This window comes from Curtobacterium sp. P97, from assembly GCF_023712445.1.
Lineage (GTDB): Bacteria > Actinomycetota > Actinomycetes > Actinomycetales > Microbacteriaceae > Curtobacterium.
Genome location: NZ_JAMAYF010000001.1, coordinates 12,776 through 28,097, shown reverse-complemented (window position 1 = coordinate 28,097; position 15,322 = coordinate 12,776). Strand labels below are relative to the sequence as shown.

Below are 15,322 nucleotides of genomic sequence, written 5' to 3'. Positions count from 1 at the left end.
TACGGACGAATGGCGCATGTGAAATACCGACGTCATCGTGCTTGTGGAGGGGCGTCGTTCTCCACAGACGGGCGCACCTAGACTTGCCGGGTGTCGACCCTCAGTGATCTCGTCCTCGCGCAAGGCCGGTCCTCGGAAGCGGACGTGGAGTGGCTCCACCTGCTCGTGGGGGACTGGCAGCTCCTCGCCGACCTCTCCTTCGCGGACATGGTGCTGTGGGTGCCGACGGCCGTGGACGGCTCGTTCATGGCCGTGGCGCACGCGCGTCCGAGCTCGGCGGCGACCCTGTTCTACCGCGACATCGTCGGGCAGGAGATGCGTGAGGAGTGGCGCGACCAGGTCACCCAGTGCTTCGCGAGTGCGACGGTCGTCGACTCGGCCGAGCCGGACTGGTACGAGGACACGCCGACCCGGGTCCGTGCGATCCCCGTGCTCCGCCGGCTGACCACGAACAGCACCGAGACGACCGACCGTCCGATCGCCGTGGTCACCCGGCACTCGAACCAGGACGAGATGCGGACGCCGAGCCGCCAGGAGCTGAACTTCACCGCGAGCGCGAACGACCTGTTCGGCATGATCGCGACCGGTGACTTCCCGGACCTCGGGGCGCCGGCTGGTCCGCGCCGCGGTGCGCCCCGCGCGAGCGACGGTCTGCTCCGCCTCGACACGAACGGCACCGTGACCTTCGCGAGCCCGAACGGCCTCAGTGCCTTCAACCGCATGGGCTTCGAGGGGGAGCTCGAGCGGAAGTCCCTCGCCGAGGTGACCACCGAGCTCATCGGCTCGAAGCTCGACGTGGACGAGTCCCTCCCGCTCGTCGTGACCGGTCGTGCGCCGTGGCGCGCCGACGTCGAGGCGAAGGGCGTGACGGTGTCGCTCCGGTCGATCCCGCTGCGTGACCACGGGGAGCGCATCGGCGCCATCGTGCTCTGCCGCGACGTCACCGAGCTGCGGCACCAGGAGCGTGAGCTCATCACCAAGGACGCGACGATCCGCGAGATCCACCACCGGGTGAAGAACAACCTGCAGACGGTCGCGTCGCTGCTGCGGATCCAGGCCCGACGGACCCACTCCGACGAGGCCCGCACGTCACTGCAGAACGCGATGCGCCGTGTCGCCGCGATCGCCGTCGTGCACGACACCCTGTCGACCGGTCTCAGCCAGAACGTCGACTTCGACGAGGTGTTCGACTCGGTGCTCAAGCTCGTGACCGAGGTCGCCGCGTCGCACAACACCACCGTCCGCCCGAAGAAGACCGGCGAGTTCGGCGTGCTGCCCTCCGAGGCCGCGACGCCTCTCGCGCTCGGGCTCACCGAGCTCGTCACGAACGCCGTGGAGCACGGGCTCGACGGGCGCGACGGCGAGGTCGAGATCGTCGCGAACCGCGCCGACGACCACCTCGACATCGAGGTCCGTGACAACGGTGTGGGCCTGCCCGAGGGCAAGGTCGGCTCGGGTCTCGGCACGCAGATCGTCCGCACGCTCATCCAGGGCGAGCTCGGCGGCACGATCGACTGGCACACGCTCACCGGCAGCGGGACCGAGGTCACGATCACGATCCCGTTCCGCTGGCTGACGGCCGCCGGCGCCGCCTAGGCCGACGCGTCGCGGGCGTGTTCGTGTGGTGTCCGTTGCCCGTGCACAACCGGAAGCACCTCGCGCCGCGGGTATCCGTGGTGCGAGGTGCTTCCGGTTGTGCGGCCGTCCCACGGCGGAGGCGGGCGACGGCGGCGGTCCCACGGCGATCGCGGGCGGCACCGCACGCCTGCGACGCCCGCGCGCACGACGACGCCCGTCGCTCCCGGGGGAGCGACGGGCGTCGTCGTGTCAGGAGCGCTGCGTCAGGAGGCGCGGCGGGCGCGGGCAGCGCGGCGCTTCAGCGCACGACGCTCGTCCTCGCTCAGGCCGCCCCAGACACCGGAGTCCTGGTTGTTCTCGAGCGCGTACTGCAGGCACATCTCGGTCACGGTGCACCGCGCGCACACCGACTTCGCCTTCTCGATCTGGTCGACGGCCGGTCCGGTGTTCCCAACGGGGAAGAAGAGCTCGGGGTCCGCGGTGAGGCAGGCTGCCTGGTCACGCCAGTCCATGTGTGGTGCTCCTTGATGTCGATGCTCGAACGGCAGGCCGGGGCCGCGGCTCGGGGATCGGAACGCTGGCATGCACAGGGCACGAGGGGAACCTGTGGGGGAGGCTTCCGCTGGGAGCGAGTCTGACGCCCGCTGGACGCTCGGGGGAGAAGCGTCGAACCGCGGGAGACGCACACCACATCGTGCCGTCCAAACGACCTCGAATATCGTTCCATACTGGGATGACCAAATCAAGGGTCCCGATGCTGGAGGCTTGCTGTGCCCGACACCACCCCGACCGCTCCGGACCACGTCCCGGGCCGCCCGCCGGCCGTCACGACCCTGCTCGTCGTGGTGGGGCTCGAGGCCCTCGCGCTCGTCGTCACGACCGTCGTGCTGCTCGTGGAGTCGATCGTCGCCCCGTCGTCGAGCATCGCCTCGGCCGTCGCGCTCACCCTGCTCTGCGCGGTCGCCGCGCTGTGGCTGGTCTCGCTGGTCGTCGGGCTGCGCAACCGTCGGGCGTGGGCCCGCGCCGGCATCCTCGTGTGGCAGGTGATGCAGGGCGCCCTGGCCATCGGTGCGTTCCAGGGCGTGTTCCGGGTCGCCTGGGTCGGCTGGGCCCTCCTGATCCCCGCGCTGCTCGGGCTCACCCTGGTGCTCTCGCGTGCCGTGACGGGGTGGCTCGTCCCGCGCGACGCTCGCGACGAGTAGCCGCGACCCCGGGACGGACGAGAGCGCGCCCCGCTCAACGGGACGTGCCGACGCACGGGAGGCGCGCTGCCAGCTGGCAGCGCGCCTCCCGTCCGTGACGTGGCCGGGTCTCAGACCAGGCCGAGCTTCTTCCGCAGGCTCGCCACGTGCCCGGTCGCCTTCACGTTGTAGAGCGGCAGCTGCACGACGCCGTCCTCGTCGACGACGACCGTCGACCGGATCGTGCCGGTGACGATCTTCCCGTAGTTGTTCTTCTCGCCCCACGCGGCGTACGCCCGGTGCACCGCCAGGTCCGGGTCGCTGAGGAGCGGGAAGGTCAGCGCCTGCTCGTGCTGGAAGGTCTTGAGCTTCGCGGGCTCGTCCTTCGAGATGCCCAGGACCTCGTAGCCGGCTGCCTGGAGCGACGACATGTTGTCGCGGAAGTCGCAGGCCTCGGTCGTGCACCCGGGGGTCGACGCCGCCGGGTAGAAGTACACGATCACCTTGCGACCCCGCAGGTCCGCGAGGCCGTGCTGCGCGCCGTCCTGGTCCGGGAGGGTGAAGTCGGGGGCGGTGTCGCCGGCTGCAAGACGGTCGGTCATGGTGCTCCTGTTCGGTCGCGGCGCCCGAGTGGTCGTGGGCACGCGAAAGTCATGCTAATGTTGTTTCCCGTTGCAGCACGGAAGTGCGAGAGCGACAGACAACTGAACACCATGCGCCTCTAGCTCAATTGGCAGAGCAACTGACTCTTAATCAGTGGGTTCTCGGTTCAAGTCCGAGGGGGCGCACCGCAAGGCCCGGTCGGATCACTCCGACCGGGCCTTCTTCGTTCCCCGGGACGGTCCGGTCGGTGGCCCCGGAGGGCGACACGCGCGGACTGCAGTCGGGGCGCAGATCCGCGACCAGGATCTCGGACGTGCTCTCGAGTCCGCCCCGGGGCGGCCTCAGGTGGTCGGGAGGTCGACCACGCGCGTCCCGCCGACGAGGGGTGCGAGGGCACCGCCCGTCGCCGCCGCGAGCTCGGCTCGCAGGACGTCGAGCGCGTCCTCGGGGACCCAGAGCGTGAACCCGACGGTGCTGCCGTAGGTCGGTGGGTCGAAGGTCGCTCCGTGCTGCTGCACCCACTGCCGCAGCACGTTGTCGATGCGGCCGGCGTCCGCGTGGGGCGCGGTGACGTCGACGCGGGTCAGCTCGACGCGCTGCAGCGTCGTGGCGCGGTCCAGCGTCTCGGACACCGAGGTCGAGTACGCGCGGACGAGTCCGCCCGCACCGAGCTTCACCCCACCGAAGTACCGGGTCACGACGGCGACCACGTCGGTCAGGTCGCGGCGACGCAGGACCTCGAGCATGGGGACCCCGGCGGTCCCGGACGGCTCCCCGTCGTCGGAGGACCGTGCCTGGTCGCCGAGCACCCCCGTGACCATCGCGGAGCAGTTGTGCCGGGCGTCCCAGTACCGGCGGCGGACCTCGGCGACGGCGCGCTCCGCGTCCTCGACCCCGCTGACGGGGACGACCGTGGTGACGAACCGCGACCTCGTGACGACGATCTCGTGCTCGACGGTGCCGGCGATGGTCGACGGGAAGTGGCGGGGCACGTGCTCGAGGGTAGCCGCGCGCCGTCGGCAGCCCGCGCTACCATGGCGTGCACAGCCGACGACTGGGGAGGAGTCCGATCGACATGACGACCGTGGATCCCAGGGGCGGCGCGCTCGACGCTGCCGAGCTCGCTCGTCGACTCAACCTGTTGCTCGACTTCGAGGAGTCGCAGCGCGGCGCTCCCGTGCCCTTCGCGGCGATCGAGGAGTACGTCGCGGCGCAGGGCGGTTCGCTCTCCCGCGCCAAGTGGACGTACATGCTCTCCGGCGACGGCCGACGCAACCGGGACACCGACCTCCTGCGCCTGCTCGCCGGGTTCTTCGAGGTCGACGAACGCTTCCTGCTCGAGGACAGTGCCGTGCCCGAACGGATCGGCGCCCAGATCGCGCTCGTCCGTGCCCTGCGGTCGGCACGGGTGAGCGGCTTCGCCGCGCGGACGTTCCCGGGGGAGCTCTCACCCGAGGCCCTGCGGCGCATCGCCCAGGTGCTCGAGGAGGAGTCGGCACGAGGGGGTGTGGCGTGACGGACCCCTCGGTCGAGGCCTTCTGGGCCCGCGGGGCAGCCGAGGGCTGGTCGGACATCGACCAGGCCGTCGCCGCTGCCGCCGACCACGTCGGCAAGCCGGTCGTCGTGCGCGAGGAGTCGTTCCTCAGCGCCGAGCCGGTCTGCGGGTTCGTGGCGACGCTCGAGCACCAGCACCTCGTGATGATCTCGCCGACGAACTCGGCGACGTTCCGGTCGTTCGTCATCGGCCACGAGCTCGGGCACGTGCTGCACCGGCACTCGGAGCACGCGGCACAGTCGGCCTACGTGCGCGACGTGATCCCGGACGTCCCCGAGTACAAGGTGGAGCGAGCACTCGCGCGCGGGCTGTTCTCGAACACCTACGAGCACGAGGCCGAGCTCTTCGCCGACCGCCTCGCCGCCCTCATCCGGTCGAACCGAGGTCGTCCGAGCGCCTTCCGCGGGGTCTTCGGGTGATCGTCTCCGTCACGATGGCGGTGGTCCTCGTCGTCGGGACGGTGGTGCTGTTCCGACTGCAGCGGGGGCAGGACCGGACGCTCGCGGTGACGTTCCTGCTGTTCACCGCGACGATCGTCACGAACGTCGATCCGCTGTACCGCTGGCTCGACCCGCTCGTCGGTGGCCGCAACGTCGTCACGGTCGTCAGCGACTGCCTGATGATCGCCGGGACGAGCACGCTCCTCTGGGGCGTCGCGAAGGCCGTCGGCGCAGCGTGGCGGTGGCTGCGGACCGCCATCATCGTCGCGTTCGTGGTCGTCGTGGTGGTGGTCGTGGCGGCGTTCCTCGCGCTCGACCAGCCGCCGACCACGACGACGTTCATGCTCGTCGCGGGGCACCAGCCCGCCGCGGCCGTCTACTCGATCGCGCAGACGACCTACCTCGGCACCGCGGTCGGCGCCACCGGTGTGATCTGCATCATGCGCCTGCGGGAGGCCCGGACGGCGGCGGACCTGGTCGGGCTGTGGGTGATCGTGCTCGGCGGGGTCCTCGGTGTCGTGCGGATGGTCGTCGTCGCCGTGATGGACGTCGCACACGTGGTCGGTCGCCTCGACGTCACCCGCGCGCTCACCCCGCCGTACGACGTCACGACGCCCGGCGCGGTGCTCTGCATGGCCTCGGGGATGCTGCTGCTGGTCATCGGCCACCAGCTCTCCCGTCGACGCCGTGCGCGCCGCCTGGACGCCGCCCTGGCCGCCCTCGAGCCGCTGCACGCCCGCATCGGTACCGACAACGCCTACCCGGCGACCGAGGACACCGCGACGCGGCTCAGCCGGACCATCGTGGAGATCAACGACGGTGCCCGCCGCTCGCGCCGACCGCTGGACGCCGACGAGCGCATCGTGCTCGCCGAGGCGGAGTCCGCGCTCGACGAAGCGCTCGCGCCTGCTCGCGACTCCGTCTGAGTCCTGCTCGTCTGCATCGGTCGGATCACGTTCCCGAGCAGCGCTCGACGTTGCCGCGTGCTTCCGTGTAGGGTCTGTAGCACGTGCTACACGGCGGGGTCTCTCGTCGTCGGCACGCCGGGGAGGTCTCGGCCGCGTTGGGGGCGGCCGAGCACCCCCGGGCTCACGCTCCGGTCACGAGCCGGGATCGTGTCGCTGTCTAGACTCGTCGGGTGACCGTCTTCGCCGCCATCGTCCTGTTCCTCGCCGCCGTGTTCAACCTCGTGACCTGGCCGCGCTTCTTCCAGCGGGTCGCGAAGGACAGCCGGGCGCGCGACGCGGCCGGCAAGCCGACGACGTTCTACACGGTGCACCTGGTGCTGCTGCTCATCGCCTTCGCGATCGCCCTCGCCGCCGTGGTCGCGGGGATCCTGCTGCTGGTCTGACGCGGTCCGAGTGGCCACCTGACGGACGGGAGGCGCGGTGCCGGCTGGTACCGCGCCTCCCGTCCGTCCGTGGTCACCACGCGCCCGTGAGACGCCGCCGTCCCGCCGAGCCGCCGCTGTGCCGGCGAGCCGCCGCCGTCCCGCCGAGCCGCCGCTGTGCCGGCGAGACGCCGCCGTCCCGGCGAGACGCCGCCGTGCCGGCGAGACGCCGCCGTGCCGGCGAGACGCCGCTGTATCCGGCGGCGTCTCGCGGCGCCTGCGGTGTCTCGCACGAACGCAGGCGTCTCGAACTGATGCAAGCGTCTCGCACTGATGCCGGCGTCTCGCACTGACGCCGGCGTTTCGCGCGCGGCGAGCGACCCGGACGGCTCAGGAAGCCGGCGGCAGCGGCGCCCCGAGCGCCCGCTCGAGCCCGAGCCGCGCCACCCGCTCGTCGCCGGTGTCGAGCAGCACGCGGAACGTCTCGTCCTCGCAGACGAACTCCACGCACACCGCGTCGAAGTCGCACGGCTCGATGCGCCACCCGGTGACCTGGTCAGTCGGCACCTGCGTCAGTGCGTCGCGCTCGAAGCTCGTCTCCGCGCGGACGGTGTCGTCGTAGACCCGGATCCGCCCGAAGGTGCCGCGCCAGGTGAGCTGGAGGTCGAGCGTGGGGGAGACAGAAGGGTCCGGCACGCGCCGATCGTACCGGCGCGCACCGGACCCTGTCCGGGAGGCGCGATCAGCCGCGGGAGCTGCCCGACCCGTCCTGTCCGTCGCGGCGGACCTGGTTCGCGGGGTCGCGGACACCGATCGGGAACGGCCCGGTCACACCCTCGCGGAGCGCGGCGATGCGGAGGATGCGGTCGCGCTGCAGGAACCAGCCGACGATCAGCAGCGGGATGATGACCACGAGCGAGGCGATCGTGTACGTGCCGACGGGGTAGTCGATCGCCATGAGCACGACCACCGACGCCAGGAACGCGAGCGTCAACCACGAGGTGACCGGGGCGCCGGGCAGCTTGAACGACGGCTCCTTCGCGAGCCCCTGCTTCGCCCACTGCCGCAGCTTCATCTGGCAGAGGATGATCGTGCCCCACGCGGTGATGATGCCCAGGCTCGCGACGTTCAGCGCGATCTCGAACGCCTGCGCCGGCACGAAGTAGTTGAGGGCGACGCCCGCGACGGTGAACGCCGCGGTGAGCAGGATGCCGGCGTACGGCACACCGCCCTTCGACATCTTCGTGGTCCACTTCGGCGCGGAGCCGTTCATGCCCATCGAGTGCAGCGCGCGGCCGGTGGAGTACAGCCCCGCGTTCAGCGACGAGAGCGCCGCGGTGAGCACCACGAAGTTCATGATCGACCCAGCGACGACGCCGACCTGCGGGTTGCCGAGCGACGAGAAGAACGTCACGAAGGGGCTCTGCCCGTCCTTGTACGACGTGTACGGCAGGAGGAGGGAGAGCAGGACGACCGACCCGACGTAGAAGACCGCGATGCGGAAGACGACGGAGTTGATGGCGCGGGGGATGACCTTCTCGGTGTCCTGGGTCTCGCCGGACGCGGTGCCGACGAGCTCGATGGCGGCGTAGGCGAACACGACGCCCTGGACGACGAGCACCGCCGGCAGCACGCCGTTCGGGATGAGTCCGCCGTTGTCGGCCCAGATCGAGAAGCCCGTGCGGACCGCCTCGCCGCCGGTCTCCACCGGGAAGGCGAAGATCAGCCAGACGAGGGCGATCACGAGGAACGCGACGAGTGCGGCGACCTTGATGAGCGCGAACCAGAACTCGAGCTCGCCGAACACCTTGACGGCGACCATGTTGGCGGCGAGCACGACGACGAGGGCGATGAGTGCGAGGAGCCACTGCGGTGCCGCGGTGAACGCACTCCAGTAGTGGAGGTACAGCGCGACGGCGGTCGTGTCCACGATCGAGGTCATCGCCCAGTTCAGGAAGTACATCCACCCGGCTGCGTAGGCGAACTTCTCGCCGTAGAACTCGCGGGCGTAGGAGATGAACGACCCGGAGGACGGGCGGTGCAGGACGAGCTCGCCGAGCGCGCGCAGGATGAAGAACGCGAAGACGCCGGCGATCAGGTAGGTGACCGCCAGCGCGGGGCCGGCGGTGTTCAGGCGTCCACCCGCGCCGAGGAAGAGCCCGGTGCCGATGGCTCCACCGATCGCGATCATCTGCAGTTGCCGGGGCTTCAGACCGTGCTGGTAGCCCTCCTGCTCGTGCGAGAAGTCGTTCGCGGGCTTCGCAACACCCGTGTCGTTCTGCGCTGTCATGCGCGCCAACCTACATGCGTGGACGGCCCGGGGTGGAACGGGAGCCCACCCTGAACGACACCACAGGTGTGCCGACGCTGAACGCCCACCGACGCCGGTCCGACAGCATGGACGGATGGACACCCTCCTCCGACTCCTCGTCGCGATCGGGATCGCCCTGCTCGTGACGGCCGCCGCAGCGCTCGTCCTGCACCTCGTGCTCCGGACCATCGCCCGCCGGGAACGCTGGGCCGCGGTCCTGTCCCGGCGCACCAAGCACCCCGCGCGGTCGATCCTGCTCATCGCGCTGCTCTGGACGGCCTTCACGACGAGCATCCCGCACGACGAGGACACCTACCCGTGGCGCGACGAGGTCTCGCACGCCTTCCTCATCGCCACCATCGCCGTCGGCTGCTGGCTGGCGTGCCAGATCGCCATCTTCCTCGAGGACCTCGGCCTGCACCGCTACCGCGTCGACGTCCCCGACAACCGGGTGGCACGGCGCATCCGCACCCAGGTCCTCATCATCCGCCGACTCACGGTCGCCGTGCTCGTCATCATCGCGGTCGGCGCGATCCTGCTGACCTTCCCCGGGGTCGAGGCCGCGGGCGCGAGCGTCCTGGCCTCGGCCGGACTCATCTCCGTCGTCGCGGGTCTCGCGGCGCAGTCCACCCTCGGCAACGTGTTCGCCGGCATGCAGCTCGCGTTCTCCGGGTCGATCCGCGTCGACGACGTCGTCGTGGTCGAGCAGCAGTGGGGGCGCATCGAGGAGATCACCCTGACCTACGTCGTCGTGCACCTGTGGGACGACCGCCGGTTCGTGCTCCCGTCGACCTACTTCACGTCCACGCCGTTCGAGAACTGGACCCGCACCGGCAGCGAGCTGCTGGGCGCGGTCGAGTTCGACCTCGACTGGCGGATCAGTCCGACCGAGATGCGCGGGGAGCTCGACCGCATCCTGTCGACCTCGACGATCTGGGACGGTCGGACCAAGGTGCTCCAGGTCACCGACGCGGTGAGCGGGCTCGTGCGGGTCCGCATCCTGGTGTCCGCTCCGGACGCCGGCGGCCTGTTCGACCTGCGCTGCTACGTCCGCGAGGAGATGGTCGAGTGGGTGCAGCGCGAGCACCCCGACGCCCTGCCCCGTCAGCGGGTGCAGGTCACGCAGGGCACCGAGCGCGTCGGCGAGCGCCGCGCCCGCACCGAGGAGCAGGACGCTGCGCTCTTCCGCGAGGGCGACGAGCGCACCGCGCTGTTCACCGGTCCGATCCAGACGTCCGACATCCGTCCGGACGAGGTCCCGCCCGAGCGCTGACCGCACGCCCTGACAGCCTGCGCTGACCACACGGGCGTCCGCAGGTCGCGACGCCACGGGACGACGGACGGGAGGCGCGGTACCGGTGGGTACCGCGCCTCCCGTCCGTCGTCCGGTCACCGTCGTGACCGCGACGTGCGTCCTAGCGCTGGCGCGCCTTGACGGCTCGGTCGTCCTCGACGACCGTGCCGAGCGCGACGATCGTCGTCGCGAGCCACGCGATCCACGTGAGGGCCAGGCGCCAGTCGCGCGGCCCCTGCCGGGTGGTCTGCACGACGCTGTAGCCGCTGATGATCGAACTCCACACCGCACCGCTGAACATGAACTTCCGCACGGGTTCCTCCTCCTGGTCGTCCCAGCCACGCTACCGGCCGCTACATTGGAGCGCCGCCGGTCGCCCTGCCGGTCCGCAGAGCGAGGAGACACCGTGCGCCAGGCCGTCATCGGGGGAGTGCTGCTCGTCGTGGGCGCCGTCTGCGTCGCGCTCGGGCTGCTGCCCCTCTCGGACCTCGGCGCGCTGGCCGACCGGGTCGTCCCGGTGCTCGCGTTCGTGCTCGGGCTGACGATCGTGTCGGAGCTCGCGGCCGACGCCGGTGTCTTCGACCGGCTCGCCGACCTGGCGGCCCGGGTCGGCGGCGGGCGCACGATCGGCCTCTGGGCGGCCGTCGTCGTGCTCGCGGTGGTCTGCACGGTCTTCCTGAGCATCGACACCACGGCGGTGCTCCTCACCCCGATCGTCATCACGCTCGCGCGTCGCGTCGGGCTGCCGCCGATGCCCTTCGCGCTCACGACCGTGTGGCTCGCCAACACGGCGTCGCTCCTGCTGCCGGTGTCGAACCTGACGAACCTGCTCGCCGTCGACGGGATCGGCCTCGACGGCCCGATCCCGTTCGCCGGCCTCATGGTGTGGGCGGCGCTCGCCGGGGTCGTCGTGCCGTGCGCGGTGCTCCTCGTGGTGTTCCGCGGGAAGCTCTTCGGCCGGTACACGCCGGTCGACGTGCGACGGCCGCGCGACCCGCTGTTCTTCTGGGCGGCCTCGGCGGTGCTCGTCCTGCTCGTGGTCGCGCTGACCGCCGGCGTGACGGTCTGGGTCGCGGCGCTCGTCGCGGCGGCGCTGCTCGTCGTCGTCGCCGCGTTCCGCGCACCGTCCGAGCTCCGGCCGTCCCGCGTCCCCTGGGCGACGCTCGTCTTCGCGGCCGGGCTGTTCGTCGTCGTCGAGACCCTGCACGCCACGGGGCTCACCGACCCGATCGTGCAGGCGCTGTCCGGTGGCACCGACACCGGGTCGCTCCTGCTGCTCGGCGGTGCCGGCGGGGTCGCGGCGAACGCGATCGACAACCTGCCCGCGTACCTGGTGCTCGAGCCGGCCGCCGGACACGAGGCGCTGCGCTACGCGGCGCTCCTGGTCGGCGTGAACGCGGGGTGCCTCATCACGCCGTGGGCCTCGCTCGCGACGCTGCTGTGGCACGCACGGCTGTCGGCCGAGGGCGTGCACCTGTCGTGGGGACGCTACATGGCGCTGGGGTGCGTGGTCGCGCCGCTCACCGTCGTCGCCGGTGTGCTCGCGCTGCAGCTCTGAGGCGGCCGGCTACAGCCAGTCCTTGCTCTTGAACACGCGGTAGAGCACGAGCGACGTCGCGACGATCAGCGACACCGATGCGGCCAACCCGCTCCAGTGCCCCTCCCCGGGGAACGTCACGTTCTGCCCGAAGAACCCGGTGATGGCGGTCGGGATCGCGATGATCGCCGCCCAGCTCGTCACCTTCTTCATCACGGTGTTCTGCCGGTTCGACGCCAGGTTCAGGTTCGTGTCGAGGACGCTCGACACCGCGTCGCGGAGCTGCTCGACCGAGTCCGCGATCGTCACGAGGTGGTCCTCGACGTCACGGAGGTACGGGCGGATGCCGTCGGCGATCGTCTCGGCGTCGCCGTGCAGCAGGGACCCGACGCTGTCGCGCGTGGGCACGACCTGCCGCCGGAGCACGCCGAGCGCCTTCCGCAGCCGGAAGGACCGGCGCTGGACCTGCTGCTCGCGCGGGTCCCCGTGCTCGAACAGGTCGTCCTCGAGGTCGTCGATGCGTGCCTCGATGTCCTCGACGGCCTTCGTGGCGTGGTCGACGACGGCGTCGAGGAGTCCCCAGACGAGCCAGGGCACCCCGCGGTCGGCCAGGTCGGCGTTCGCCTCCAGCCGCCGTTCGACGGCGCCGAGGTCGACGTCGGGGCCGTGGATGGTCACGAGCGCCCGGTGCGTGACGAAGGCCTTCACCTCGTGCGTGACGAGCTCGCCCTCGGCGTCGAGGCCGTCGACGTCGTAGACGACCAGGAACAGGCTGTCCCGGTAGCGGTCGAGCTTCGGCCGCTGCCCGTGCTCGAGGGCGTCCTCGACCGCGAGCGCGTGCACCCCGAGCTCGTCCTCGAGCTGGTCCAGGTCACCGGGGTCCGGGTCGACGTGGTCCACCCACACGAAGGTGCCGTCGTCGCGCTCCAGCAGGTCCGACACCCGTTCGACGGGGAAGTCCCGCTCCACCGCGGTGCCGTCCCGCCACGCCCGTGTCATGACCATGGCGACGAGCCTAGTGACGGCGCACCGAGAGCCGGCCGCCCCTCCGCTGGTACCGTCGGCCTCGATCCCGGCGCACCGGCCGGAGGGAACGGAGACACCAGCACCCCATGGCAGCAGACACCGACCCGGACCGCTACGCCTTCGTCGTCGCCTCGAACCGCCTCCCGGTGGACCGCGTCGTCGACGAGGACGGCAACGAGGGGTGGCGGCACTCGCCCGGCGGGCTGGTGACGGCGCTCGAACCGGTCATGCGCGCCAACGACGGCGCCTGGGTCGGGTGGGTCGGCCAGCCGGACGTCGAGGTCGCACCGTTCGACAACGAGGGCATCCACATCGTGCCGGTGCCGCTCAGCGCCGCCGACGTCGAGGAGTACTACGAGGGGTTCAGCAACGACACGCTGTGGCCGCTCTACCACGACGTCATCGAGCACCCGAGCTACCACCGCGACTGGTGGATCGCGTACCGACGCGTCAACGAGCGCTTCGCCGACCAGATCGCCGAGATCGTCGAGCAGGACGGCATCGTGTGGGTGCAGGACTACCAGCTGCAGCTCCTGCCGGCGCTGCTGCGGGAGCGCCGCCCCGACCTGACGATCGGCTTCTTCAACCACATCCCGTTCCCGCCGGTCGGCATCTACGCGCAGCTGCCCTGGCGCGCGCAGATCCTCGACGGGCTGCTCGGTGCCGACGTGATCGGCTTCCAGCGCCAGGACGACGCGAGCGACTTCCTCCGCGCGGTCCGGCACATCAAGGGCTACACCACCAAGGGGTCGACCATCGACGTCCCCGTGGACGACCCGGCGGCCCCGCGGAGCCGCAAGGGCATCACCGTGCGGCACGTCGAGGCACGGCACTTCCCGATCTCCATCGATGCCGAGAGCTTCGAGGAGATCGCCCACCGGCCCGAGGTGCAGGAGCGCGCGCGGGAGATCCGCGAGAGCCTCGGCAACCCGAAGACCGTGCTGCTCGGCGTCGACCGGCTCGACTACACGAAGGGCATCCGGCACCGGATCAAGGCGTTCGGCGAGCTCGTCGAGGACGGCCGGATCGCGGTCGAGGACGCCACCCTCGTGCAGGTCGCGAGCCCGAGCCGCGAGCGGGTCGACACCTACGCGACGCTGCGCGACGAGATCGAGCTCACCGTCGGCCGCATCAACGGCGACCTCGGGGTCATCGGTCACCAGCCCATCGCGTACCTGCACCACGGGTACCCGCGCGAGGAGATGGTGGCGCTCTACCTGGCGGCCGACATCATGCTCGTCACGGCCCTGCGCGACGGCATGAACCTGGTCGCGAAGGAGTACGTGGCCGCCCGGTTCGACAACGACGGCGTGCTCATCCTGTCCGAGTTCGCGGGTGCCGCCGACGAGCTCAAGCAGGCCGTCATCGTCAACCCGCACGACATCGGCGCGCTGAAGGACTCGATCCAGCGCGCCATCGAGATGCCCCGCCGCGAGCGCTCCACGCGCATGCGCGCGCTCCGCAAGCGCGTCCGCGACAACGACGTGGCCCGGTGGTCCCGCTCGTTCCTCGAGGCGCTCGACCGGCACGCCCCGCGCGGGTCGCGGATCGACCCGTCCGACGACGGCGGCGAGCGGCACCGCGAGGCGGAGGACGACGGGATGTCGATCTTCGACCAGGACGCGCAGAAGGCGCGTGCCGCCGAGGACACCCGGGAGGCACGCGGTGCCTGAGGTCTCCACCGACCCGGCCGTCCTGGCGGCGGCCCTCGAGACGCTCGCGGCTGCGCCGCGACTGCTCGTCGCCCTCGACTTCGACGGCACGCTCGCACCCTTCGCCGACGACCCCGCACGGGTCGGGGCGCTCCCCGGCTCCTGGGCCGCGGTGCTCACCCTGCAGCGCGCCCGCGACACCGAGGTCGTGCTCGTCTCCGGGCGTCCGCTCGAGGGGCTCGCCCGGGTGTCGCACGCACCCGACGGCATGGCGCTCGTCGGGTCGCACGGCGTCGAGTGGCGCGTGGACGGCCACGACGAGGCCGCGCTGAGCGACGACGAGCTCGCGCGGGTCGAACGGGTCGGCGCTGCCCTCGACGAGGTCGGTGCACGGTTCCCCGACGTCGTGATCGAGCACAAGCCGGCAGGCCACGGCGTGCACACCCGGCGGGCGAGCGTCGAGGACGCGGCCGCGGCGAACGCGGCGGCGCACGAGGCGGCGCACGCAGCAGACCCGGACGTGCTGGAGCGCGGCGGCAAGGACATCGTCGAGTTCGCCGTCCGGCACGTCACGAAGGGCGACGCGATCGATCGACTGCGCGGGCTCCGCGGCGCCGACGCGGTGTTCTTCGCCGGCGACGACGTCACCGACGAGGACGCCTTCCGGGTGCTCCGCGACGGCGACGTCGGCGTGAAGGTGGGGGAGGGCGACACGCTCGCCGCCCACCGCGTGGCCGACCCCGCGGCGCTCACCGACGTCCTGAAGCAGCTCGGACGCCTGCGCGCGACGCGCTGACGACCCGGCCCCGCGCCTC

Annotated in this window: 17 protein-coding genes and 1 tRNA gene; 11 read left to right on the top strand and 7 right to left on the bottom strand. The window is 71.4% G+C overall.

What is annotated here, in order from left to right:
- Positions 1–90 precede the first annotated feature (90 nt).
- Positions 91–1,596 (top strand): sensor histidine kinase, encoded by a 1,506-nt coding sequence (locus M3677_RS00145; protein WP_209685230.1) that lies wholly within the window; start codon positions 91–93, stop codon positions 1,594–1,596.
- 245 nt (positions 1,597–1,841) lie between these two features.
- Here the strand turns inward: M3677_RS00145 and M3677_RS00140 are convergent, their stop codons facing one another.
- Positions 1,842–2,090, bottom strand: coding sequence for a WhiB family transcriptional regulator (locus M3677_RS00140; RefSeq protein WP_022904217.1), 249 nt, complete (start codon positions 2,088–2,090; stop codon positions 1,842–1,844).
- A 258-nt stretch (positions 2,091–2,348) separates the two neighbouring features.
- Here M3677_RS00140 and M3677_RS00135 point away from each other — a divergent pair, with 258 nt between their 5' ends.
- Positions 2,349–2,780: a hypothetical protein gene (locus tag M3677_RS00135; RefSeq protein ID WP_251159490.1), complete on the top strand. Its 432-nt coding sequence runs from the start codon at positions 2,349–2,351 to the stop codon at positions 2,778–2,780.
- A gap of 110 nt (positions 2,781–2,890) precedes the next feature.
- Here the strand turns inward: M3677_RS00135 and bcp are convergent, their stop codons facing one another.
- On the bottom strand, positions 2,891–3,361 hold the full coding sequence (gene bcp / locus M3677_RS00130; protein WP_251159489.1) for a thioredoxin-dependent thiol peroxidase: 471 nt from the start codon (positions 3,359–3,361) through the stop codon (positions 2,891–2,893).
- A 113-nt stretch (positions 3,362–3,474) separates the two neighbouring features.
- Between bcp and M3677_RS00125 the strand changes: the two genes are divergently transcribed.
- Positions 3,475–3,547 (top strand) — tRNA-Lys (locus tag M3677_RS00125).
- A 156-nt stretch (positions 3,548–3,703) separates the two neighbouring features.
- On the opposite strand, the gene M3677_RS00120 is transcribed toward M3677_RS00125, so the two are convergent.
- The gene (locus M3677_RS00120; protein WP_209685232.1) at positions 3,704–4,354 is read right to left on the bottom strand and encodes a YigZ family protein; all 651 of its coding nucleotides are present in this window, start codon (positions 4,352–4,354) and stop codon (positions 3,704–3,706) included.
- A gap of 83 nt (positions 4,355–4,437) precedes the next feature.
- On the opposite strand from M3677_RS00120, the gene M3677_RS00115 reads away from it, so the two are divergent.
- The 4 genes from M3677_RS00115 (at position 4,438) to M3677_RS00100 (ending at position 6,708) form a co-directional block, all read left to right on the top strand.
- Positions 4,438–4,878: a hypothetical protein gene (locus M3677_RS00115; protein ID WP_066654954.1), complete on the top strand. Its 441-nt coding sequence runs from the start codon at positions 4,438–4,440 to the stop codon at positions 4,876–4,878.
- Positions 4,875–5,336: an ImmA/IrrE family metallo-endopeptidase gene (locus tag M3677_RS00110; RefSeq protein WP_066654952.1), complete on the top strand. Its 462-nt coding sequence runs from the start codon at positions 4,875–4,877 to the stop codon at positions 5,334–5,336. Before M3677_RS00115 ends, M3677_RS00110 begins: the two co-directional genes overlap by 4 nt.
- The gene (locus M3677_RS00105; protein WP_066654950.1) at positions 5,333–6,283 is read left to right on the top strand and encodes a hypothetical protein; all 951 of its coding nucleotides are present in this window, start codon (positions 5,333–5,335) and stop codon (positions 6,281–6,283) included. The genes M3677_RS00110 and M3677_RS00105 overlap by 4 nt, the downstream gene beginning before the upstream one ends.
- Positions 6,284–6,495: 212 nt before the next feature.
- Positions 6,496–6,708 (top strand): SCO4848 family membrane protein, encoded by a 213-nt coding sequence (locus M3677_RS00100; protein WP_066654946.1) that lies wholly within the window; start codon positions 6,496–6,498, stop codon positions 6,706–6,708.
- A gap of 369 nt (positions 6,709–7,077) precedes the next feature.
- On the opposite strand, the gene M3677_RS00095 is transcribed toward M3677_RS00100, so the two are convergent.
- Both M3677_RS00095 and M3677_RS00090 read right to left on the bottom strand, forming a co-directional pair.
- Positions 7,078–7,383 (bottom strand): hypothetical protein, encoded by a 306-nt coding sequence (locus M3677_RS00095; protein WP_251155576.1) that lies wholly within the window; start codon positions 7,381–7,383, stop codon positions 7,078–7,080.
- Between the two features lie 46 nt (positions 7,384–7,429).
- Positions 7,430–8,977 carry an amino acid permease gene (locus M3677_RS00090; RefSeq protein WP_066654943.1) on the bottom strand — a complete coding sequence of 516 codons (1,548 nt, stop codon included), beginning with the start codon at positions 8,975–8,977 and terminating at the stop codon, positions 7,430–7,432.
- A gap of 115 nt (positions 8,978–9,092) precedes the next feature.
- On the opposite strand from M3677_RS00090, the gene M3677_RS00085 reads away from it, so the two are divergent.
- A complete protein-coding gene (locus M3677_RS00085; RefSeq protein ID WP_066654941.1) occupies positions 9,093–10,271 on the top strand; it encodes a mechanosensitive ion channel family protein in 1,179 nt (392 codons plus the stop codon).
- A 142-nt stretch (positions 10,272–10,413) separates the two neighbouring features.
- On the opposite strand, the gene M3677_RS00080 is transcribed toward M3677_RS00085, so the two are convergent.
- A complete protein-coding gene (locus M3677_RS00080; protein ID WP_058728987.1) occupies positions 10,414–10,605 on the bottom strand; it encodes a hypothetical protein in 192 nt (63 codons plus the stop codon).
- Between the two features lie 93 nt (positions 10,606–10,698).
- Here M3677_RS00080 and M3677_RS00075 point away from each other — a divergent pair, with 93 nt between their 5' ends.
- Entirely contained in the window at positions 10,699–11,850 is a 1,152-nt protein-coding gene (locus M3677_RS00075; RefSeq protein ID WP_251159488.1) for an SLC13 family permease, read from the top strand.
- Positions 11,851–11,859: 9 nt separating this feature from the next.
- Here the strand turns inward: M3677_RS00075 and M3677_RS00070 are convergent, their stop codons facing one another.
- Complete coding sequence (locus M3677_RS00070) at positions 11,860–12,834, bottom strand: magnesium transporter CorA family protein (RefSeq protein WP_066654931.1); 975 nt, start codon at positions 12,832–12,834, stop codon at positions 11,860–11,862.
- Between the two features lie 107 nt (positions 12,835–12,941).
- Here M3677_RS00070 and otsA point away from each other — a divergent pair, with 107 nt between their 5' ends.
- Both otsA and otsB read left to right on the top strand, forming a co-directional pair.
- Positions 12,942–14,528, top strand: coding sequence for an alpha,alpha-trehalose-phosphate synthase (UDP-forming) (otsA, locus tag M3677_RS00065; protein ID WP_066654929.1), 1,587 nt, complete (start codon positions 12,942–12,944; stop codon positions 14,526–14,528).
- Positions 14,521–15,303, top strand: coding sequence for a trehalose-phosphatase (otsB, locus tag M3677_RS00060; protein WP_066654927.1), 783 nt, complete (start codon positions 14,521–14,523; stop codon positions 15,301–15,303). Before otsA ends, otsB begins: the two co-directional genes overlap by 8 nt.
- The last annotated feature ends 19 nt before the right edge of the window (positions 15,304–15,322 follow it).

What these genes read in the sequence shown, in the direction of transcription:
- M3677_RS00140 (WP_022904217.1), bottom strand. Translation starts at nt 2,090, where the DNA reads ATGGACTGGCGTGACCAGGCAGCCTGCCTCACCGCGGACCCCGAGCTC.
- bcp (WP_251159489.1), bottom strand. Translation starts at nt 3,361, where the DNA reads ATGACCGACCGTCTTGCAGCCGGCGACACCGCCCCCGACTTCACCCTC.
- M3677_RS00115 (WP_066654954.1), top strand. Translation starts at nt 4,438, where the DNA reads ATGACGACCGTGGATCCCAGGGGCGGCGCGCTCGACGCTGCCGAGCTC.
- M3677_RS00090 (WP_066654943.1), bottom strand. Translation starts at nt 8,977, where the DNA reads ATGACAGCGCAGAACGACACGGGTGTTGCGAAGCCCGCGAACGACTTC.
- M3677_RS00085 (WP_066654941.1), top strand. Translation starts at nt 9,093, where the DNA reads ATGGACACCCTCCTCCGACTCCTCGTCGCGATCGGGATCGCCCTGCTC.
- M3677_RS00070 (WP_066654931.1), bottom strand. Translation starts at nt 12,834, where the DNA reads ATGGTCATGACACGGGCGTGGCGGGACGGCACCGCGGTGGAGCGGGAC.
- otsA (WP_066654929.1), top strand. Translation starts at nt 12,942, where the DNA reads ATGGCAGCAGACACCGACCCGGACCGCTACGCCTTCGTCGTCGCCTCG.